This is a genomic window from Terriglobales bacterium (genome assembly GCA_035487355.1).
GTDB lineage: Bacteria > Acidobacteriota > Terriglobia > Terriglobales > Acidobacteriaceae > QIAW01.
This window is the reverse complement of record DATHMF010000022.1, coordinates 87,826-108,742: the sequence shown is the minus strand read 5'-3', so window position 1 is coordinate 108,742 and position 20,917 is coordinate 87,826. Positions and strand designations below refer to the sequence as shown.

The window sequence follows — 20,917 nt, the reverse complement described above, 5'->3', positions numbered from 1 at the left end:
TCGTGAATAGTTCTCAGTTCTCAGTTCTCAGTTCTCAGAAAAACCCGCTGCAGATGAACCGGACTTATCGCGCCCAATCCGGCTTGCCTTGCAGCTTGCAACTTGGACCTTGGACCTGCCTCCTACATTCCCGCGCGGCGCATTGCTTCCAGGTCGCCACGGCCGGGTTCCACAGCTCGACGGACGAAACGTGGTCCGGCGAACATCAGCCGCAACAATCCGCGAAAGAGCATTCGTTCCATCAAGATTGCGATGCTCAGCGAAAGTGCCATTCCGGTTGCGATTCCCATCAGTGCGTTGATCATTGTCTTTTCTCCTTTTTCTTTTCTGCCTTCTTCGAAGGCAGATCGATTGCAGATTCGATCTTGTTCGTGGTTGTGCCTATCGGCCGCCGCCTGCGTCAGGCTCCTGGTTCTGCGCTACTTCAACCGGCTGTTCCGGCTGAAGGCCGCCGAAAATCTGCGCCATCTCTTCTGTGCGTTCGCCGTGGATCTCGACCACGTCTCCGACGCCGGCAAGCTGAAACAACTCCTCGACATCGTGCTTGCCCATGCGGATGCATCCATGCGACGCGGCATGGCCGATGGATTGCGGCATGTTGGTGCCATGAATTCCGTAATGCTCTTTGTCCAGGCCCATCCAGCGGCTGCCCAGTGGATTTCCTTTGCCGGCCGCGACAACCTTGCCGTGATGGCTATAGGTAGGGCCTACAATCTTGTGCGCAATGTGAAACTCGCCGGTGGGGCTGGGGGTAACGTCCGCTCCCACCGCGACCGGATAAATCTTCTGCACCTTGCCGTCTTCGAGCAACGCCAGCTTGCGGTCAGGAATACTGATCAAAATGCGATGCGGGTTCCGGTGCTCCACTTTTTTTGCCGCCGTTTGTGGCAGGGGCGCCGGCTTGCTTGCCGGCGCCGGTTGTGGGATGGGAATCGCAGGGATCGCAGTGGTTGAAACTACAGTGGAACTCGTTACATTCGGATTCACCGTCGGCACTGTAGGCACGGTCTGAACCAAAGTCAGAGGAAGACTCAGCGCCACGAAGGCAGCTACCGGCAGCCAATGATCTTTAAGAAGCCGAAGCCGATTTCCATCAATCGCTATCTGAAATTTTTGAATTTTGCCGCTCGCTCTCATCGCCGTTTCTCCTGAATCGCGCTTGCGTTAGGAGAAAATGCAGGTCAGCAACCTAAAGTTAAACTGTTGAAAGTGAATGGGTTAGACTTTTAAAGTAGGGCGATTTTTGTGTCAGGAAATCAGCACCGTGTGGGCAATGACACGTCTCTGCTCTCTCCGTGTCTCCGTGCCTCCGTGGTGAACCGACCCTGTTTATAATCGAGACACTCGCATGCTGACCCCTGACTACAAACAGTTTCAGTGTCTTGCCAAAGAAGCCACGCTGGTTCCGGTGGTGAAATCGGTGCATGCCGATCTATTGACTCCGGTTTCGGCGTTCCTGAGCTTTGCCGCTAAGGAGCCCAACGCCTTTTTGCTGGAGTCGGTCGAAGGCGGGGAAAAGGTCGGACGTTATACGTTCTTGGGTGCGCATCCTTATATGGTGTTGCGGGCCGGGCCCCAAGGGATTGAAATCGAGCGCGGCAAAAAAACCGAGCGACGGCAGGGCAGCGTGTTCCAGGTCCTGCGCGAGCTGTTGCGCGAGCACAAACCGGCTGCCATCCCAGGCCTGCCGCCTTTTATTGCGGGCGCAGTCGGATTCTTTGCCTACGATACTGTGCGGCAGCTCGAGCCCATCCCCTCGCTCGCCAAATCGGACCTGAAGATTCCCGATGCAGCTTTCATGTTCTTCGACCGCTTGCTGGCCTTCGACCACGTGCGCCACCAGATTCACATCATCGCAGCCGCCGACGTGCGCAAAGGATCGTTGAAGCAAGCTTACGATCGCGCTGCTCACGATATTGCCGCCATTGAAAAGAAGCTGGCGGCTGGAATTCCCGCACAACATCGGAAGAAGGCAAAGAAATCCAAAGTGCCGTCTGCCAAGCAGATCTCACGCACCATCCTGACGCGCGAAGAGTACATGAACAACATCGTGAAGGCCAAGGAATACATTGCTGCCGGCGACATCTTCCAGGTGGTGCTGTCGAATCGCCAGGAGTTCACTCTCACCACCGAGCCTTTCGATGTATACCGTGCACTGCGGGCGGTGAATCCGTCACCTTATATGTACTTTCTCCGAATGGGCGAGCGAACCGTTCTGGGCTCTTCGCCTGAGATGCTGGTGAAAGTCGAGGGCAACAAGCTGAGCTACCGTCCCATTGCGGGAACGCAGCCGCGCGGAGTGGATGAAGCGGAAGACCAGAAGCTTGAAGCCAAATTATGCGCTGATGAGAAAGAGCGCGCCGAGCACGTGATGCTGGTTGACCTGGGGCGCAACGATCTGGGCCGCGTGAGCCAGTATGGCTCCGTGCAGGTGAGCAAGCTTATGTTCGTAGAGCGTTATTCGCACGTGATGCATTTAGTTTCTGCCATTGAAGGCAAACTGCGTCCCGAGTTGGACGCGCTCGACGCCTTCGCCGCCTGCTTCCCTGCGGGCACGCTGAGCGGCGCGCCCAAGGTGCGCGCCATGCAGATCATCGAAGAGCTGGAGCCGGTGCGCCGTGGCATCTACGGAGGCTCCGTGCTCTATGCCGATTTTGCCGGGAACCTGGATTCCTGCATTGCCATCCGCACCATGCTGGTCGAAGGCAAGCGGGCCTACGTACAGGCGGGAGCCGGCATTGTAGCCGACTCCGTTCCTGAAACCGAATTCGAGGAGTGCAGGAACAAGGCGCAAGCATTATTGCGCGCAGTCGAGTTGGCGAGCAAGACGTAGCCGCACATTCAGCATTCGCTCCTTTCGCTACTGCTGGCCTCCAAGCAGCCTGTCATGCGAGATTCAGGGTTTCGTTTATAATTGTGCAACTTCCCATTTTGTAAATTCCACGCACGCGGCCCTCGTGCTATTGGAGGTAAGTATGTCTACTAAGCCAAACCTGGAGCAATCGGTTGAGTTTGCAGAAAACCCCGAGCCCCGTTGCCCGTGCGTGCTTCTGCTCGATACCTCGGGTTCCATGCAGGGACCGCCGGTTGCTGCGCTCAACGAAGGCCTGCGCGTATTTAAGAATGACTTGTCAAAAGACCCGGTCGCATCGCGCCGCGTGGAAGTCGCAGTCGTCACCTTTGACAGCGCAGTCAACGTGGTGCAGGATTTTGTGACCGCCGATCAATTTCAGCCGCCTTCCCTCACCGCCCAGGGTGTGACCTATATGGGCGAAGCGATCCAGAAGGCACTCGACATGGTGCAGGCGCGCAAAGAGCAGTACAAGGCCAGCGGCATCGCCTACTATCGCCCTTGGGTATTCATGATCACCGATGGCGAGCCCCAGGGAGAACCTGAGGATGTTGTGGTTCGGGCCGCACAGCGGATCAAAAATGACGAAAGCCTGAAGCACGTTTCGTTTTTCGCCGTGGGCGTGGAGAACGCCAACATGGAGCGCTTGTCGACTATCGCGGTGAAAACCCCTCTCAAACTGGCAGGACTCAACTTTGCGGAATTGTTCGTGTGGCTCTCCGCCAGCATGCACGCCGTTTCCAAATCGAAGGTCAGCGACCAGGTTGCCCTGCCTCCTCCGGGCTGGGCCAACGTCTGAAACCACAATTGATATTTGGAAGCTAAGAAGATGCCAATCGGTCCATGGCGAGTCTTAGGGGCATCGGTACAGGGAACCAGCCATCAGCAGAGCGGCCAGCCGTGCCAGGATGCTCACAGTTGGCGCGTCTTGCCTGGCGGAATCCTGGTGGCTGCGGTGGCCGATGGCGCCGGCTCTGCTCCTCTCAGCGAAATCGGCGCGCGCACCGCGGCAGATGCAGCCGTTCAGGCAGCGTCGTCGAGCATCACGGCTTTGAGCATCACCGCTTTGCCGAAGTTTGAAGAGCAGCAGGGCAAAAAGCTGCTTTCCTTGGCCCTGGAGGCGGCTCGCGCAGCAGTTGAACAAGCGGCTGCGAAAGAGAACCATCCTGTCGCTGATCTGGCTTCAACTCTGATCTTAGTAGTAGCTGGCCCGGATTTTGCCGCCGCCGCGCAAGTGGGCGACGGCGCCGCTGTGATCGAAGACAATCAAGAGCAGATTCTGGCGCTGACCAAACCGCAGCGCGGAGAATTCGTCAATGAGACCAACTTCCTGACATCGGCGGAATATCTTTCCTGTGCGCAAATCATCGTTTGGCAAGGCCGGCCGCAAAGTCTGGCTCTGTTTTCTGACGGCCTGCAGTTGCTGGCGCTGGATATGCAGCCCTATCAGGCCCACATTCCTTTCTTTTCTCCGTTGTTCCGTTTCGTGAAGAGCTCGACCGATGAGGCGGAAGCGCAGGAGCAACTGACTTCATTCTTACGCTCACCCCGCATCACCGGACGGGCCGATGACGACCTTACGCTGCTGTTGGCAACCTGTGGCAAGCTGGCTTGAGGATTTATTGCAATGCGTCTGCAACGGGCAAGTAGCGGCAGGCCGCTCAGCTTCAGTAGGGCCTCGGCACTGACCTGTGGTGGCGAAGGCTGCATCTATCCTGTTCCTCAGGATTTTTCGCTTCTCGCCAAGATCTACCACGAGCCCAACCAGGAGCGGGCACGCAAGCTGACCTGCATGGTGGCCCATCCTCTTGATGATCCCATGGCTTCACATGGACACGTTTCCGTCGCCTGGCCCATCGACTTGCTGCGCGACGTTGACCGGCGCGGCCAGGTGGTTGGGTTTCTCATGCGCCGGGTCAGCGACCTGATTCCCATCGTCAACTTCTACAATCCTGGAGGCAGGCGGCAATCCTGCCCGCTGTTCAGCTGGTATTACCTGCATCAAACTGCCCGCAATCTTGCTGCAGCTTTTGTCGCAGTACACAAAGCCGGCGATCTGGTTGCCGACGTTAACAGCCGCAACATACTCGCCTCTCAGCGTGCCCTGGTCACGCTGGTGGATACCGATTCTTTTCAGGTGCATGATCCCGAGGGTAACCGCGTCTACCGTTGCCCGGTGGGAACAGCCGAGTACACCCCACCCGAGCTGCAAAACTGCGATCTCTCAACCGTGGACCGCACCAGCCAGCATGATTGCTTTGGCTTGGCCATCATCCTCTTTCAGCTTCTGATGGAGGGAACGCATCCCTTTGCCGGCATCTATCTGGGTTCTGGTGATGCGCCGCCTTATGAAGAGCGCATTCGCTTGGGACACTTCCCCTACTCGTCGAAAAACATGGTGCCTTACCGGCCCATGCCGGTTTCTCCGCCGTTCAACATTTTGTACCCATTGCTGCAGCATTTGTTTATTCGCTGCTTTGAAGACGGACACCGCAATCCCGCCGCCAGACCGGATGCGCAGGCATGGCAAAATGCGCTGGAAGAAGCCGAAGCTGCCCTGATTCCGTGCCATATTAATATCCAGCACCGTTACGGCAAGCATCTGACAAGCTGCCCGTGGTGTGAACGAACTAAACAGTTGGGAGGACGCGATCCGTTTCCTTCCGCCCAGGCCGTACAAAGCGGGCAACACTTGCAACCCCGTCCACAGGCCCACCGAAGGCACATCTACACCAAGCAGACTCAAGCCAGGCCGGCTGGGCGCCGGGTGCAATACACGTACGCTGTATCTTATGCACACCATACCCCTCCATCACCACTGGCCCCACAGCCGCGCCTGCGCACTCCGACTTATTTCCCGCTAACGCAAAGGGGAAACAAATGGCTTCTGACAGCTTTAACTTCCGGCTTCAGTATCGCCTGTTTAGCTACTGACGATTGGAAACGGCGCATTCTCTATGGCTTGGTTGCGCTCTGCGCGGGCGTGGCGCGATGGCTGGTTACGTACCGTCCACGATGGCCCAAGCCTTTGGGCATCAACTACACAATACTTGTGCTTATCATTGCCGCCGGTATGATTGTTCCCCAGGCCATGGATGTTTCAGCGTTTGGCCTGTTCATGATCGGAATCGGTGTTGTATGGATTACCAAAGACTTTGGAAGACTTCGCATGGGCTTCATTGCGGGATATGGTGCCTTTGCGTTAATCGCGCTTCTCACTTCTGCCCTGCTTGCCACTGACCACTCGCCAACCGTTAAGCCTGCTCCAGCAGCAGCGCCTACCGTGACACTGCCGGTGGACCGTAGCCCATCTTTGCGGGCGCTCCCAGCCCATATCAGCACCGTAGAATCGGTGGCATGGAGTCCTGACGGCACAATAGTTGCCAGCGCGAGCTTGGACCGGACTGTCAAGCTCTGGAATGCGCAGAGCGGGCAACTGCTGCGGATTTTGAATCATGACAGCTACGTTTATGCGTTAGCCTGGAGTCCGGACGGTAAGATCTTGGCGAGCGGGAGTTGGAATGGGACCATCAAACTCTGGAATGGAAACGGCAGCGAATTGTTTTCTACGCTCAATCACTCCGCCGGAGTGACAGCGTTGGCCTGGAGCCGGGATGGCACGACCCTGGCCAGCGGCAGTTGGGATGGAACTATCAAGTTGTGGGATGCAAGCAGCGGAGCATTGCGTACGACCCTCAGCCATACGGGTGAAGTCACATCGTTGGCCTGGAGTCCCGATGGGCAAGTACTGGTCAATGGCAGTGCGGATAAAACCATCAAGGTCTGGGATACGGCCAGCGGGAAGCTGATACGAACTGAGAGCGACAGCCCTGACGCGTCGTTATCGTTGGCCTGGAGTCCCAACGGCCAGACCCTGGCCAGCGCAGGCCCCGGTTCCACGATCAGGCTGTGGGATATCTATGACGAGCGCTCGGTGTGGGCCTATCGCACACTGGATTATGGCGGCACCACTCCGGTACGTGCCGTAGCCTGGAGTCCTGACGGTAAAAGGCTGGCCAGCGCACCCGATAACCACATAATCGCGTTGTGGGATGTCGCCAGCGGAAAACTGTTGCACATCCTGCGGGACCATACCGGCGAAGTGGGATCGCTGGCCTGGAGTCCCGACGGCAAGACGCTCGCGATTGCCGATGATAATAAGGTCACGTTGTGGGATATAAATCCTTAGCCTTCTTCGTGTCCTTTGTGGTTAGTTTTTTGCTCTGTTAGAGCGTGCAGCCGCTAGCTGTTTGGGCCGCATCAACAATTAAGACCCGGCTTAGTATTACAATTTAGATTCGTTTGCACAGAACTCCAAGCCCTTCCCGATTTTCTGTTGCTGACGATGGAAGCAGGATGCACCCGCCCACACCCTCAAGCGGGATACCAGGTGGAACCGTGTCCCTGTCAGACCATACTATTTTGAGAGAGCTTCTAAGGTTTTATACTTAATCTATGTCTGCAAAAATATTGGATGGCAACAAAATAGCCGCAGCCATCAAGGCTGAAGTTCAGGAACAGGTGCATAAGCTGGCAGAAGCCGGCGCGCGCCCCGGGCTGGCTGTGATCCTGGCCGGTCACAACCCAGCTTCAGAAATTTATGTTCGCAGCAAGGTAAAGACCTGCGAAGAAATGGGCATCTACAGCGAGAAGCTCACGCCCCCTGATACGGTGACTACCGAGGAGTTGCTGGAGAGCGTGCATGAGTTGAACCGGCGCGACGAGATTGATGGCATCCTGATTCAACTGCCGTTGCCGCCGCAGGTGGATGAAAAAAAAGTTCTGCTGGCAGTTTCTCCGGAAAAAGATGTGGATGGATTTCATCCCGTGAATGTCGGCAATCTTTCCACCAAGCGTCCCGGATTGGTGCCCTGCACGCCGGCGGGCTGCATCGAAATCCTGAAGCGCAGCGCAATCGCCATAGAAGGGCAGAACGCAGTCGTGGTGGGCCGCAGCGATATCGTAGGTAAGCCGGTCGCCATGCTGCTGCTCAACCACAACGCCACGGTGACGGTCTGCCACTCGAAAACGGGCGACTTGCCTGGGCTCTGCCACACAGCCGACATTCTGGTTGCCGCTATCGGACGTCCCGGTTTCGTCACGCGCGACTTTGTAAAGCCGGGGGCGGCAGTGATTGATGTCGGAATTAACCGCATCACCGACAAGGCCGAGTTTGAAAAATTCTTTAAGGGAAATACCCAACGCGAGCGCCAGTTTGCCGAAAAGGGCTCGACCCTGGTGGGCGACGTTCATCCCCAGGTTGCCGAAGTTGCCGGCGCGTTGACGCCGGTGCCGGGTGGAGTTGGGCCTCTGACCATTGCCATGCTGATGTCCAATACGGTCAAAGCCATGAAGCTGCGCCGGGGCCAGGCGAAGCCCCAGATGGTGGGGTCGCGCTAATATGCTACGTGTCGGATTGACAGGGGGATTGGCCTGCGGCAAAACTACGGTTGCGCTCATGCTGGCGAGCCACGGCGCTCATGTAAATTACGCCGATCAGATCGCGCGCGACCTGATGCAGCCCGGGCAAGCGGTTTATGCCGAAGTGGTGAAACATTTTGGCGTTGACATCGTCGAACCAGATGGCAGCATTAATCGCCGCAAGCTGGCGGAAAAGGCCTTCGGCGGAGGCAGGGTCCAGGAGTTAAATCAACTTGTGCATCCCGCCGTGATAGACCGTGAAACCGAATGGATGGACAGCTTCGCGGCCGATGATCCCGATGCCATCGTGGTCATTGAGGCGGCATTGATCCTCGAAGCAGGTGTGCAAGACCGCTTCAACAAGATTGTGGTCGTTACATGCACGCCGGAGCAGCGCGTGCATCGCTTCGCCGCCCGCGCTAAACTCTCTTTGGAGGAGGCCCGTTTCGAAGCAGAGCGCCGTATGGCGGCCCAAATTCCAGACGAAGAAAAGGTCAAGGCGGCCGATTTCGTTATTGAAAACGCCGGCACACTCGCCGAGTTGGAACGGGAAACCGAGCAACTGTTTGCAAGTTTAAGAGCTTTCGAAGCTCAATGCAGGGTTTGAGAATTATGAAGAAGCTGTTACGCATATTCGTTTTGGTCGTCCTCCTGGTAGGCGGCTTTTATTACTTCACCACGCATCATCACGATTTCGGCCAGGCCATTCCGCTGAGCGCAATCGTGACTCGCCCGGCGCATGTGGAAATTATCGAGGCCGCCGAGCCGCAGACGTTTGACGCTGAAGAGCAAACCAATATCAACGTCTACAAGAAAGTCCTGCCCTCGGTGGTCAACATCACTTCACGTACCGTGCAGTTCGATTTTTTTTATGGAGAGGTGCCGCAAGAGGGACAGGGCTCCGGGTTCATTATTGATCGCGAAGGGCACATACTGACCAACTACCACGTAATTGCCGACGCGCGCCAGATTGAAGTCACCACCTCCGAAAAGAAAAAATATCGCGCCCAGGTCGTGGGCACCGACCGGATCAACGACCTGGCGGTCATTCAAATTCACGGAGACTCAGTTCTTGAGCCTGCGACGCTGGGCGACTCCAAACGCCTGGCCGTAGGACAAAAAGTTTACGCGATTGGCAATCCCTTTGGTCTTGCTGGGACCATGACGCGAGGCATTATCAGCTCCATCCGTCCGGTGCGGGGCCCCAACGGCAATTTCATAGATGAAGCCATCCAGACCGATGCCGCCATCAATCCCGGCAACTCCGGTGGACCGCTGCTCAACTCGCGCGGCGAAGTTGTGGGCATGAATACGTTTATTTTCAGTGAAGCCGGACAAAGTGCCGGCCTGGGCTTCGCGATTCCCATCAATGCCGCCAAGGCCGTGCTCAACGACCTGATCACCATCGGCACAGTGCGCCGGCCTTCGCTGGGGGTGGCCACGCTGCCTGTCGGCCCCGAGCTTGCTGACCAGATGGGCCTAGCTGCCGAACATGGCGTGCTGATTCTGCAGGTTGTCGCCGGCGGCGCCGCTGACCGCGCCGGATTGCGCGGCGGCACCGAGCGCGCCTACCTGGGCAACATGCAAATCATGCTGGGCGGAGATCTTATTGTTGCCATTGACGGTGAAGACATCCAGGACCAGCAGGATATGGCGCACGTCATGAACCGGCACCGCGCCGGCGATACCGTACACGTGACCTTCTACCGCGGCAAACGCAAGATGGAAGCTGATGTAGCTCTGGGTGAGCGGCACGAACAGGCGTGAAGAAGCAGTACTCGGTACTCAGTCAAAGGGTTGGAAAAAGTTCGACCTTTTCTCAGCGTAATTCTTGAATCTTCGGATCGAAATTGTGCCATCCAACTGATGCTGAGTACTGAGTACCGGGTACTGAGTACTGTTTTTCCGATGAACGTTGAATCCATCCGCCGCTACTGTATGTCGTTTCCTCACGCCACAGAAACCGTGCAGTGGGGTGACGATCTGGTATTCAAAATTGCCGAAAAAATGTTTGCCATTGTGGTTTTGCGGCCACCGCACCATCTTGCCTTCAAGTGCGCACCGGATAAGTTCTTCGAGCTGACGGAGCGAGAAGGAATTATTCCCGCCCCCTACATGGCCCGCGCCCAGTGGGTGAGCGTGCAGCGCCATGATGCCCTGGAAGCCGGCGAGCTCAAGGAACTCATCCGCAATTCCTATGACATGGTAAAAGCCAAACTGCCTAAGAAGGTGCAGGCAAAATTGAAGTAATGTCACTCTGAGGTATAACTAAGAAATTCTGCTGGCTCCTAAGCAAATTCCGCTGTAAACTGTCTCCTATAAACCCTCTTTAATCCCCCCTTAGAAGCACTCCCCCTGAAAAACGGAGGCTCTTGTGTTCACACAACGTTTTATTTTCATTGCTCTATTTTGCGCCGTACTAGTGGGGGCATCGCCCTTGGTCTGTCAGACATCTGATCCGCAAGCAGATGTAGCCCACCCGGATTATGGGACTATCACCGAGAAGCACTATGTGAACGGCTATTTCGGATTTTCTTATCGTTATCCCGAGGGGTGGGAGGGCAACGTGACACAGCCTTCCAGCTCCAGCGCAAGTTATATGTATACGCTGTTTACCGCTCTTCCCGGGGCCTCAGCGGCAGCCGCCGGAGACATGCGTTACATGAGCATCAACGTTGATGTTCTCAAACCCACCGACACCCTAAAGGTTTTCATGGATGCTTCCATTAAACTGGCGGTTGGGCATTCAGGGGCTTTCGATGCTCTGCACACCGACAAGCACTACACCTTTGGAGGCAAACAGTTCTACCGGATCGATCTGGTCTCCAAGCCCGCTCCCGGCAGTCCTGCGCTTTACCGGACGATGGTTTTCACCTTGCTTCCCAACTACGCGGTCACGTTCTCTTTCATGGCTACCAACCCGAACGACATTGAAAGCTTGATTCACAGCATGGAATCGCTTAGTTTTGCTGAGCCCGCGAATCCGGCAAGAACACCGATACGCGCGTCTACAGGAGCGGCCCAGCCTCAGGCACGATGAGTTGCATTTTGGCTTGATTTGGAGCAGCAAAATTTGTAGCTGCTCCCATTGCAAGTTACTCCTTCTCTACCGTTCTTAAGGGTAGTGCCTGACAACTTGGGCCTTACTGAAGTAACTTTACTTCGTACGGCAGCAGTCATAGGCTTTAACTTTATGGATATTCCTCGCTCACCCGATGGACCTGAAAATCCCGAAGCAAGAACAATCTCTCCCGATATGGGCATCGAGCGCCGGCCTCGCCCGCGCATCAACCTGCGCCGGGTCGCGGCCCTGGTTGCGGTCATGGGTTCGACTCTTTTCCTGATTTCGATTTTTGCGGTCCGCTCCGGCGCCATGCAAGCCATCATAGACATCCTGACCGGGCATCAGATTCCAGTTGCTGGGCCGCCGGTTGCGGCTACGCATTCCAAGCTTTCCGAGCACGAGGTGGAATACATCAACAGCCGCGAGCCCCAGGAGCAGATGGAACGCCTGCTTGCCGCCGCTGTCAATCACGACGTGGGCGCCACCGAAATGATTGAAGAGAAGGTAGCAGGCTGGCACGGACATCTGAAGCGCAGCCAACAATGGCAGACCCTGAGCGACACCGCGCTCTACTCCAACGATCTGCGTGTGCGCGCCGCTGCCATTGAAATTGAGCTCGCCGTCAATCAGGTAGACAAATCGCGCGACACCGCCATGACCTTATGGCGTGCAGGCGAAGATAACCCTAAATCACGCCCCTTTAGCGCCTGGGAGTTGGGTATGCTCGCCAATCGCGGCGTGGAACCTGAACTCATCCACGAGTGGCTTCAGAGCTGGTCCCATGATCCCGACCAGCAGACACGCTTCTGGTCCGTCGAAGGCCTTGCCCATATTGGCACCGACGACACTATTAAGGATTTCCTCGACGTCCTGCGCAATGACCCTTCCATGGACGTACGCGAGCGCGCCGGATGCAGCCTCGCCAAAAGCGGCATGCTGACCCGCGAGCAGCGCATGAAGGCTGTCCCCGGACTAATTGAGCTTAGCGATGACGCCGACTTGAATGCGGTTACCCGCAATTGGGTCTATCAGGCGCTTCGCGAGATTACCGATGTCAACCTGCCTAACGATCCCGTAGCCTGGCGCAATTGGTACTCGCAACACGGAGCTGAACAGACCGAAAAGTTCAAGTCGGAAGGTAATTCCGTTCTGGGGAACAGCTAGTTTAGGGAACGGTTAAGAGATGCGCGCGGAGATCGAAGGGCCTTGGGTTTTTGACGATTCTTCAATCAGCGTTGATCCGCGCTCATCCGCGGCGAAAAATTACCCTTTGTGTCCTTCGTGGTTAATCTTTTTTAGGTGGCTGGAACGGATAGTTAAGCGACCGAAAAATCTTCCATTTGCCGCCACGATGCTGTCGCCTAAATAGGTCAACACCCCGGTTCTTCTCCAGCTCTGTCACCTTGCCTGAGGCATCAGTTTGCCGCAGTACCCAGGTCGAGCGCACAAAGCCAAGATCTCCCGAGCATTCAAACTCTTCGAACTGTGGCACCCATTCGAGTTTGTTGTCTGGCTTGGTGAATTCATCTTTATATCCGCGTTCGAGATCGGCAAAATTCTGGTCAGGAGATCCCTGGAAGCTGAAAATTACTTCTGGATCGAAGATTTCCATGGTTTTGGCGAGGTTGTGCGATGCATACGCTGCCGTCCACTCCGACCATTGCTGTTTGATCGCCGCCAAATCTGCCGTCGGACACATTCTAGCCTGGGAACTCTTTGCAGAAGATTGTGCGTAGAGTGCAGAACCGGCGCACAGCAGCAGTACAACCTGCAGGTTTTTGGCTAGTTTCATTTGAAGGCTCCTACCGAACATCTTGGATCTCAGAAATTGCGATTGGAGCCTGCTCACAAAATCAGAGTACAGCAATCATGACCGAGTGTTGACGGAGAAAAGTTTGCCTCTGCGTTTCTCCGCGTCCTCTGCGGTTAAATTTGCTGAATGCTGAGTGCTATTTATTTTTCGCCGCTCGCGCTTTTTGCAGTCCCGCCTTAGCGGCCTGGTTGCCGGGATCAAGTTGCAGGGCATGTTGAAAGGATTGTGCCGCTCCCTGGTAATCTTGCCTCGAAATCTGCCCGTAGCCGTCGTGCAGGTATTGTTCAACCGCTGCCTGGTTCCCGCGACCCGAAGAAGACGCGTTGCCCGACGATGAAGTATTGTTGCTGGCCGGACCGGGGGTCGGCGCCGGGTGGCTGTTGTTCGGCTCCGGATTGGTCGTGTTCGGTTTTTTGTTTTGCTCCGAACGCCATACCGGTTCCTGTTGTTCATGGGGCGCCACCACTTGAATCTCATTCAATACGTCGCGCACTCCCAGGACATCCCGCACCAGGTTCACTGCAATTTCCGAATCATAAGGCTTGCTCACCGTGCCGGTGAGTGTGACTACGCCGTTTTGCACGGCGGCATGAACGGATGCCTTTTGCAGTGGTTCGGAATGAGTGAGCGCCTCATTCACATCCTGCAGGATTCGCGCGTCGTCCTGTGCAGTCTGTATGGACTGGTTATTTCTGATTGCCAAAAAATGCCTGACTGCTCCAACTACGAGCAGCAGGCCTACAACGATGCTACCCACCACCGCTAGTTTTTTCCAATCGAAAGACCCTGGCGCTGCTGGCCTGCCGCGCCGTAGTTTGGTCTCGTCGAAAACCGTCCCTCCCGCTGAAGGCACGTAAGTACCGGTTGTGTGCGAAGGCGTCAGTACGGCTATGCTGCGTGGTGAGGGCACGGGAACCGCTGGGGCTGTGGCGAACGGCTGCGTACGCTGGGAAATAGGGGCTGGCCTGCCGCCTGGTGGAGTAAGAATGGATGTTCCCGTTTCCGGTCTTACCACGGGAGGAATTGGGGCGTTGAGCAAACGGTTGATCGCGTTCGTCATCTCCTCCGCCGATTGGAACCGTCTAGTGCGGTCTTTTTCCAATGCCTTCATGATGAAGGCAGAAACGGATTGGGAGACTCCGGCCGGCGGCGTGGGCGGCGTTTGCAAATGATGGATCAAGTAGCCAATAGGTGTATCGGAATTGAAGGGCAGTTTTCCCGTGATCATCTCGTGAAGCAAAATACCCAGGGAATACAGGTCAGAGCGCCCGTCAATCTGGTCGCCAATTTTGCCCGAAGCCTGCTCGGGCGAAACATATTGTGGCGTTCCTACCACCATGCCGGTTTGGGTGGCATTGCGGCCTCCGTCAAAGTGGCCGTCTGCCTGCATCTTGGCGATGCCGAAGTCCAGTACTTTGACCAGGTCTTGCGTGCTCTCCACCTGGCCCGGTTGGGGCACAAGCAGAATGTTATCGGGCTTGATGTCGCGGTGAACGATCCCCAGCTTGTGGGCTGCTCCCAGCGCGGCCGCTATTTGTTTGCAGATGTTCAGGGCTCGGGGAATCGGGATGGGATTGCTCCCGTAGATCCAGGAGCGCAAGTTCTTGCCCTGCACGTACTCCATGACAATGAACGGTCGCCCATCTTCCGTCGTATCGAAGTCGTCGAGTTGCACGGCATTGGGATGGCGCAGTTTACGCGTGATGATCGCTTCATTTTTGAAGCGCTTGAGAAAATCGGGGTCGCTTAATAACTTGTTGTTGACCACCTTGAGCGCGCGGATTTCGTTGAAGGTCAGGTGCCGCGCCTTGTATACCGCAGCCATCCCCCCGATGCCCACTTTTTCCATGACCTCATATTTATCGCGGATAATCATGCCCGGCATGAGATCAGAAACTTGCCGTAGAGATTCTCGGTCCTTAGGGCAGGAGTCTAATTCGTTGGGATAAATGCTATGACAGGTTTCGCAATACTTCATCGGTCTGTGGTCTCACGTGCAATGGGTACAAAGTCCATCGCGATTGGAGCCAATATGGACCCGGGGAGAATACTCCTATAATGATATCCCTGAATCCGCTGTAAGCCAAGTCTCAACCGCTGGCTGAATGACATGAAACTGGGTGGTAAAATTCAATTCTACCCTAAGGAATGAAGCTTCATGGCCCTTACCTTGCAAATAAGCTCCCTGCGGCAGGTTACCGTGCTGGTTTGTCAAGGAATTATTGTCTTTGGTGAAGAGGCCGATTCGTTGCGTGCCCAGGTAAAGGAACTGCTCCGTCAAAACGAGCCCTCACTCCCGGGCCCATCCGTTGTTCCGGGCCTGTCCCTTGTTCTGGACCTGTCCCTTGTTCTGTATATGGATAGTGGTGGTTTGGGCGCGCTCGTCGGCCTGCTGACCTCGATACGAGCCGCAGGCGGAGACTTAAAGCTGGCTGGTCTGAATGAGCGCATTGAGCGCGTCTTGAAAACCACACATCTGAATCAAGTTTTTCAAATTTACGCCAGCGTTGAAGAGGCGGTGAACGCTTTCCACGCCGGTGCTGCGGTTCAAAAGTAACGGTTTTTTTATGACAGCTTAAATTTTAAAGATGATGGTTCAAAAATGAATGACGCTCCTGCTTCCCAATCGCCAAGCCGTGTGCTGGTCATCGAAGACGAGCCCTCGATACGCGTGCTTCTGAATAGAGTTCTCTCTGGAGCAGGCTTTGCGGTAGAAGAGGCCAGCGACGGACTCGAAGGTCTGGAGCGGCTTTCCCGTCACGAGTTCGACGTAGTGCTGCTTGACGTCTGGATGCCGCATATGAACGGCTTGGATGTGCTGACTGAATTGCATCGGCGCGGCTCTACGCAACGGGTCATCCTCATGACCGCCGATCATGCGCCCGAAACGCTGCTGCATGCCGTGCGCGAACAAGCCAGCCAGTACATCAGCAAACCGTTTTCATCAGAGGAGCTGCTGGCAACAGTCCAAAGAGTTCTGGCGTGTCCAGCGCAGCCGGCGATTGAGGTGCTCTCCGCCAAGCCAGATTGGGTCCAGCTTTTGGTCCCCTGCCAGCGCGAAGTTGTGGACCGCATTCAGTCGTTTCTTATGGGGCTGGATTCTGACCTTCCCCACCAGGTTCGTGAATCCCTCGGCCAGGCCTTCCATGAGCTTTTGCTGAATGCCATCGAGTGGGGAGGTAAATTCGATCCCAACGTTAAAGTACAAGTTGCCTGCCTGCGGACTCGAAGGATGGTCCTTTATCGCATTGCTGATCCCGGCGCCGGCTTTCGCTTTGACTCGCTCAAGCATGCTGCCGTCAGCAATCCAGAAGAGGATTCCATTGAGCACATCAAGATACGCGAGGAAAAGGGCATGCGCCCGGGAGGATTCGGCATCCTCATGACCCGCTTCCTGGTGGATGAGTTGCTCTATAACGAGAAACAAAACGAAGTGATCTTTATCAAGTATCTCGACTAGCGTTCCGCGAAGGAGTAGCCAATGAAAAAGTGGGTTCTGATGATCACGTTGATGACGGCGGCGATATCTGTCTGCTGCCTTGCTCAGTCGTCGCTGGATGACCTTTTGAAGAAAGCCCAACAAGCCACCCAGTCCAAAAATGCTAACGGCCGCGGCCTCAGCACCGACAAAATTACAGCCGGCCTGAAGCAAGCCCTGCAAATAAGCACAGGCAAAGCGGTAGCCGCTACCGGAAGGCCCGATGGATTCCTGAAAAATGCCGCGATCAAGATACTGCTGCCGGAAAAGTTGCGGACCGTCGGCAACGGGTTGCGCATGGTCGGGATGGGAGCGCAGGTGGATGAACTCGAGGTGGGGATGAACCGTGCCGCCGAGCAGGCCACTCCTGCGGCCAAGCAAATCTTCCTCAATGCATTGACCAGAATGACTTTCGATGATGCGCGCCAAATCCTCTCCGGAGGCGATACCGCCGCCACGGATTATTTCAAGAAGCAGAGCTCGGAACAACTAACTTCAGCCTTCACCCCAGTTGTTCACAATGCCATGGAAAATGTAGGCGTGATCAGGCAATATGACCAGCTCATGCAAAATCCTATGGCTGCTTCACTTTCAAAGAACCAGAATCTGAATTTGGATTCCTACGTGGTGGGTAAGACCCTGGATGGGCTGTTCTACATGCTGGGAGAAGAGGAAAAAAAGATACGCCGCGATCCTGCGGCACAGACCACAGCATTGCTCAAACAGGTATTCGGCAGGAAGTAAAAAGTTTAACCACAAAGGACACTAAGGAATAAGAAAAAAAAGTACACGAAGGGAAACCGTGGAATTATTGTTATTCGTGCCCAGCGTTTCTCATTAGATTTTCTAGCCGCGACAGGTTCCTTGCTTTTTTCTCTGTGTGCCTTTGTGCTATTCCTTTGTGTCCTTTGTGGTGAAACTTTCGCTCTTGCTTCACTTCGGTTCCGGAGTCTTAACTTCCGCAATCACGGGCACATTGACCTTGCCATCCGATGTGCCGATCAAACCGGTATGGGCATCGCGAACCGCAAAGCGGAGTTGGTAGCTTCCCGGCTGCAATTCGAGCTGATTCTGGCAGGGGAGACCGGTTTTCAAACTCTTCTGATAGGTTTCCGGCTTCATCGCCGTCTGTACGCTTGAAAGTACCGAGTTCACCGGCTTGCCTTTTTCGTTATAGGCTTGCACCACGCATTCCAGGTCGGCGTGCTCCAGCCCATCCTCACCGCGCTGTATCCGAAGAGCATGCGGGGAGATGGCATAGTTAACCGTGACCTTGTTTTGGCTCTGCGGGGTAGGCGGCATCACGCCTGCCTCGAAAAATAGAGAGGTTAAAGTCGGCCCGCCCAGCCGCAAAGCATCGCCCAGATCGCGATCACGTTGCTTGGTGTTCGGCTTGATCTCAACCGGCTGCGGATCAGCGGCGTAATACCCTAACCGGTAGCGCAGCTTCACTCCTCCACGCGTTGCCTTGACCTGCACCTTGCGGAATTTTCCATCCCATTTTTTGTTTTCGGGATAGTAGCCCAGCAAGTAGTACGTGGAACCGTCGGTCACGCCATCGTAAATCGCTTTATCAAGGTCGTTACGGTTGTAAAAAGCTTTTCCGCCGGTATTTTCAGCCAACAGATTCATCGTGTCATGGGCGGCCGTAAGCCTGCGCGATTCTCCCTGCAATGCGTTTCCGAATGCTGCCGGATTTCGGCTGTAGCCGCCGCCACCGTTAGCGGCGCTGAAAGTGCTGAAGGTGGCCAGGCCGCGGGGATCAACCGGATAGATGGCCACCTGCGAATCGGTCAGGACCTGCGCAGTTTTAGCGACCTTCTGTCCATGATTTTCCATCTCGTCAAAAGGCGACCCGGAATCCTCTTCCAGCGAAATATTGGGATCGATGGAGAGTGGAAAGGCCGCCGAAATCCAGATAAGATTTTTTCTTCCCTCGTAACCAGCCAGCGCATGGGCAATGGTCTGCAATGCCTGCAGGCTGTACTCAATCCTGACTGTTCTTCGGGTTTGCTCCAGTTCACGCTGCGCATTTCCCGCACCTGGGCCCGCTCCTGCCGATCCAGGAGTTTCCAGCAGCGGGGATTCCGCCAGCAGAGAAGACTCCAGCTTTGTTTTTTCCACGGCTTCTTTGAGCGCCGCATGATCGGTGCTGAAGTCATGCACCATTCTCAGCCTGTCTCCCATGATGTAGATTGCCGTGGGTTCATTGGGAGGCATGTTGTCCAGGTAGTGCAACAACTTCTGGCGGGCATACGCCTGATCGGTAAGTGAGGTATTCAGTACATCCATCACAATCACGCTCATGGCGCTGCTCGAAGGAAATAACGGAAGATTGGTAAACACATTGGGCGGCAGCACCGGCATTTTTTCATTGGGATCGGGAGCAAAAGGATGCTCAAATGCAAAAGCCCGCACCTTCTGCGGCTTGCCGTCTTCGAGCAATGAAAAATCAGTGGCCTTCAGGTCGCTGACCGCATGGCCGTGGTCATCAGTCGCGATCACATCAATCACCACCAGGCGCGTGTGCACCTGCAGGACTGTCCCGGACTCGTACGTAGTGGTTGGCGATACTGCTTTTACCCCGGGCTGTTTTCCCGAGGTTTGGGGCAAACTCGGGCTCGCTGCTGGCGTTTGCGAGGGTGTAGCTGGAGTTTGGGAGGAAGTCGCCGCCGATTGTGAGGACGTTTCTCTAGGCTGCGACGCTGTAGGCTGCGACGCTGGCGCAGGAGTGCTTTCGTCCTTCTTTTGACTTTGGTCTTTTTGATTTGGATCGCCGGGTTGCTTCTGCTCTGATGAAGATCCGGATGATGACGATGACGAAGTAGTTGCAGCGTTGCTGTCGGTCGCCTGTTGGCCAGAAGTTGCCACAGCCAAAAGCCCTAAGCCTATAAAAATCAGGAGGATAACGAATGGTTTACGCAAGGGAGTAATCTCCTGCTTCATTGAAACACAAAATGAAGTGAAAAGTAGTGGATTGAGGTCTGATTTTCCCGCATTCTGTGCCTTTGAAGTCCTGCGGGGATTCATGCCCCTCCAAAGAGGCCGGTGGTGAAACAAGGGTCGTCAAGGCAGGTCTTTGACTTGCTCGAAATAGGAATCAACCCTTACAAGATGGTCGTTTGTGTCAAAAAAGAGGACAACACTTCTGTCGAATTCGTCATTGGGAACATCTTTCCATCTCTTAACCCAGTACCCCCACAGCACTGCCTTTGGACGAAGTACAAACAGGCCTTGGGAATTAATATTTGTTTGAAAGTCGGGGTTCCCGATCCGCCTAACCACATCCTCCTTCGAGTCGCCGAGCCGAACAAGAGCCATGTTCGAGACAAGGCTTCTTGTCTCATTCGCACGAAGCTGAAAGTAGCAACACGTGCCCGGTGGCGGATCTTTCAACCGCCGCTCTGCTCGCGGGCCGAGCGCCACCGAGTTGCCACTTTTATAAGTCCTCAACGGAATTAACATGGCAGCCGGAACAACGACTGCGAGTACCGCACCCATCACAGTGGCAACCATTTTGTGTTTCATAGTTTTATCTCAAGAACTCAATGTAAATGCCGATAATAAAATCCCGTGCCCTGCAGAGTTATTTTGCTGCGGTTGACGTGTCTATTTGTATTGGGCAAGCTGTGACCGTAGCTAGGTTGGGCACTTGAAAATGAAACGTGCTGGGAACCCTGCCCTTGATTTCATACCCCGCACAATCTTTGTTGATCCGAAAATCATATACGATCAGCGCTTCCCTTTGTGGGTTGGGGCTGAAGCGCCACTTGCGAGCATTGGAGAGCGTGTCATCCGTCAGGAGATTGTTCATCAGCCCGATCTTCGGTATAGCGCTAGCCGATATTACCTTCCCTGTATCATCAAGTTTCACCAGCACTACGACGCGACCACTTATACGGGCGGCGCGGGCTATGGCCGGGTAGCTTAACGCCTCTAATTCCACGACGTTTTGGGAGACGTTTCCAGTTTTTTGCTCCTGCGCCGGTGACATACATGACAGCCCTGCCGCCAGCGTCATCATCACGCATTTTAGTCTTAACATGAGTTATCACCTTTCAATTTAGCCTGCCCATTGTTACGGGTGAGCCCGAACCACACGAGCCGACGGCGAGACGAACAGCACACAAAGTAATAACCCTAGACACATGTTGCTTCCTTCAAAGGCTGAATATCGGGCTAGTGCTCCGAGCGGGGTGAGCCTTCTAACTCCGCGTTGGTGTCTACATAGCCGCATAAGGCTGATTCCCAGAGGTGTCTTCAAGATCAGAACGCTATCGAGATGTTTTC

20 protein-coding genes are annotated in these 20,917 nt (G+C 55.1%); 13 read left to right on the top strand and 7 right to left on the bottom strand.

The genetic code is table 11. The features are described 5' to 3' along the window. Positions 1–122: 122 nt before the first annotated feature. Positions 123–305, bottom strand: coding sequence for a hypothetical protein (locus VK738_04635; GenBank protein HTD21916.1), 183 nt, complete (start codon positions 303–305; stop codon positions 123–125). Positions 306–381: 76 nt separating this feature from the next. After that, the gene (locus VK738_04630) at positions 382–1,137 is read right to left on the bottom strand and encodes a L,D-transpeptidase (GenBank protein HTD21915.1); all 756 of its coding nucleotides are present in this window, start codon (positions 1,135–1,137) and stop codon (positions 382–384) included. 211 nt (positions 1,138–1,348) lie between these two features. Here VK738_04630 and trpE point away from each other — a divergent pair, with 211 nt between their 5' ends. From trpE to VK738_04580, 10 genes are all read left to right on the top strand, one after another. Beyond that, positions 1,349–2,833 (top strand): anthranilate synthase component I, encoded by a 1,485-nt coding sequence (trpE, locus tag VK738_04625; GenBank protein ID HTD21914.1) that lies wholly within the window; start codon positions 1,349–1,351, stop codon positions 2,831–2,833. 142 nt (positions 2,834–2,975) lie between these two features. After that, a complete protein-coding gene (locus tag VK738_04620) occupies positions 2,976–3,650 on the top strand; it encodes a VWA domain-containing protein (protein HTD21913.1) in 675 nt (224 codons plus the stop codon). A gap of 30 nt (positions 3,651–3,680) precedes the next feature. Beyond that, on the top strand, positions 3,681–4,466 hold the full coding sequence (locus tag VK738_04615) for a PP2C family serine/threonine-protein phosphatase (GenBank protein HTD21912.1): 786 nt from the start codon (positions 3,681–3,683) through the stop codon (positions 4,464–4,466). 12 nt (positions 4,467–4,478) lie between these two features. Then, positions 4,479–7,040 carry a hypothetical protein gene (locus VK738_04610; protein HTD21911.1) on the top strand — a complete coding sequence of 854 codons (2,562 nt, stop codon included), beginning with the start codon at positions 4,479–4,481 and terminating at the stop codon, positions 7,038–7,040. 266 nt (positions 7,041–7,306) lie between these two features. Beyond that, complete coding sequence (locus VK738_04605; GenBank protein ID HTD21910.1) at positions 7,307–8,251, top strand: bifunctional 5,10-methylenetetrahydrofolate dehydrogenase/5,10-methenyltetrahydrofolate cyclohydrolase; 945 nt, start codon at positions 7,307–7,309, stop codon at positions 8,249–8,251. Position 8,252: 1 nt separating this feature from the next. After that, positions 8,253–8,879: a dephospho-CoA kinase gene (gene coaE / locus VK738_04600; GenBank protein HTD21909.1), complete on the top strand. Its 627-nt coding sequence runs from the start codon at positions 8,253–8,255 to the stop codon at positions 8,877–8,879. A 5-nt stretch (positions 8,880–8,884) separates the two neighbouring features. Further along, positions 8,885–10,039: a trypsin-like peptidase domain-containing protein gene (locus tag VK738_04595; protein ID HTD21908.1), complete on the top strand. Its 1,155-nt coding sequence runs from the start codon at positions 8,885–8,887 to the stop codon at positions 10,037–10,039. A gap of 141 nt (positions 10,040–10,180) precedes the next feature. Beyond that, entirely contained in the window at positions 10,181–10,522 is a 342-nt protein-coding gene (locus VK738_04590; protein HTD21907.1) for an MmcQ/YjbR family DNA-binding protein, read from the top strand. A gap of 124 nt (positions 10,523–10,646) precedes the next feature. Further along, entirely contained in the window at positions 10,647–11,312 is a 666-nt protein-coding gene (locus VK738_04585) for a hypothetical protein (protein ID HTD21906.1), read from the top strand. 153 nt (positions 11,313–11,465) lie between these two features. Next, positions 11,466–12,500, top strand: coding sequence for a HEAT repeat domain-containing protein (locus tag VK738_04580; protein ID HTD21905.1), 1,035 nt, complete (start codon positions 11,466–11,468; stop codon positions 12,498–12,500). Positions 12,501–12,621: 121 nt separating this feature from the next. On the opposite strand, the gene VK738_04575 is transcribed toward VK738_04580, so the two are convergent. Together VK738_04575 and VK738_04570 are read right to left on the bottom strand one after the other, a co-directional pair. After that, positions 12,622–13,128 (bottom strand): nuclear transport factor 2 family protein, encoded by a 507-nt coding sequence (locus VK738_04575; GenBank protein HTD21904.1) that lies wholly within the window; start codon positions 13,126–13,128, stop codon positions 12,622–12,624. A 157-nt stretch (positions 13,129–13,285) separates the two neighbouring features. Then, the gene (locus VK738_04570) at positions 13,286–15,034 is read right to left on the bottom strand and encodes a protein kinase (protein ID HTD21903.1); all 1,749 of its coding nucleotides are present in this window, start codon (positions 15,032–15,034) and stop codon (positions 13,286–13,288) included. A 273-nt stretch (positions 15,035–15,307) separates the two neighbouring features. On the opposite strand from VK738_04570, the gene VK738_04565 reads away from it, so the two are divergent. From VK738_04565 to VK738_04555, 3 genes are read left to right on the top strand one after another with little or no spacing between them, the layout of a single operon-like run. After that, a complete protein-coding gene (locus tag VK738_04565; protein HTD21902.1) occupies positions 15,308–15,706 on the top strand; it encodes an anti-sigma factor antagonist in 399 nt (132 codons plus the stop codon). Between the two features lie 45 nt (positions 15,707–15,751). Further along, positions 15,752–16,609: a response regulator gene (locus VK738_04560; protein ID HTD21901.1), complete on the top strand. Its 858-nt coding sequence runs from the start codon at positions 15,752–15,754 to the stop codon at positions 16,607–16,609. A gap of 21 nt (positions 16,610–16,630) precedes the next feature. After that, positions 16,631–17,371, top strand: a complete 741-nt coding sequence (locus tag VK738_04555; protein HTD21900.1) for a DUF4197 domain-containing protein — start codon at positions 16,631–16,633, stop codon at positions 17,369–17,371. Positions 17,372–17,560: 189 nt separating this feature from the next. On the opposite strand, the gene VK738_04550 is transcribed toward VK738_04555, so the two are convergent. The 3 genes from VK738_04550 to VK738_04540 form a co-directional block, all read right to left on the bottom strand. Beyond that, positions 17,561–19,552 carry a VWA domain-containing protein gene (locus VK738_04550; protein ID HTD21899.1) on the bottom strand — a complete coding sequence of 664 codons (1,992 nt, stop codon included), beginning with the start codon at positions 19,550–19,552 and terminating at the stop codon, positions 17,561–17,563. Between the two features lie 141 nt (positions 19,553–19,693). Beyond that, positions 19,694–20,155: a hypothetical protein gene (locus VK738_04545; protein HTD21898.1), complete on the bottom strand. Its 462-nt coding sequence runs from the start codon at positions 20,153–20,155 to the stop codon at positions 19,694–19,696. Positions 20,156–20,213: 58 nt separating this feature from the next. Further along, positions 20,214–20,672: a TonB family protein gene (locus tag VK738_04540; GenBank protein ID HTD21897.1), complete on the bottom strand. Its 459-nt coding sequence runs from the start codon at positions 20,670–20,672 to the stop codon at positions 20,214–20,216. Positions 20,673–20,917 lie beyond the last annotated feature (245 nt).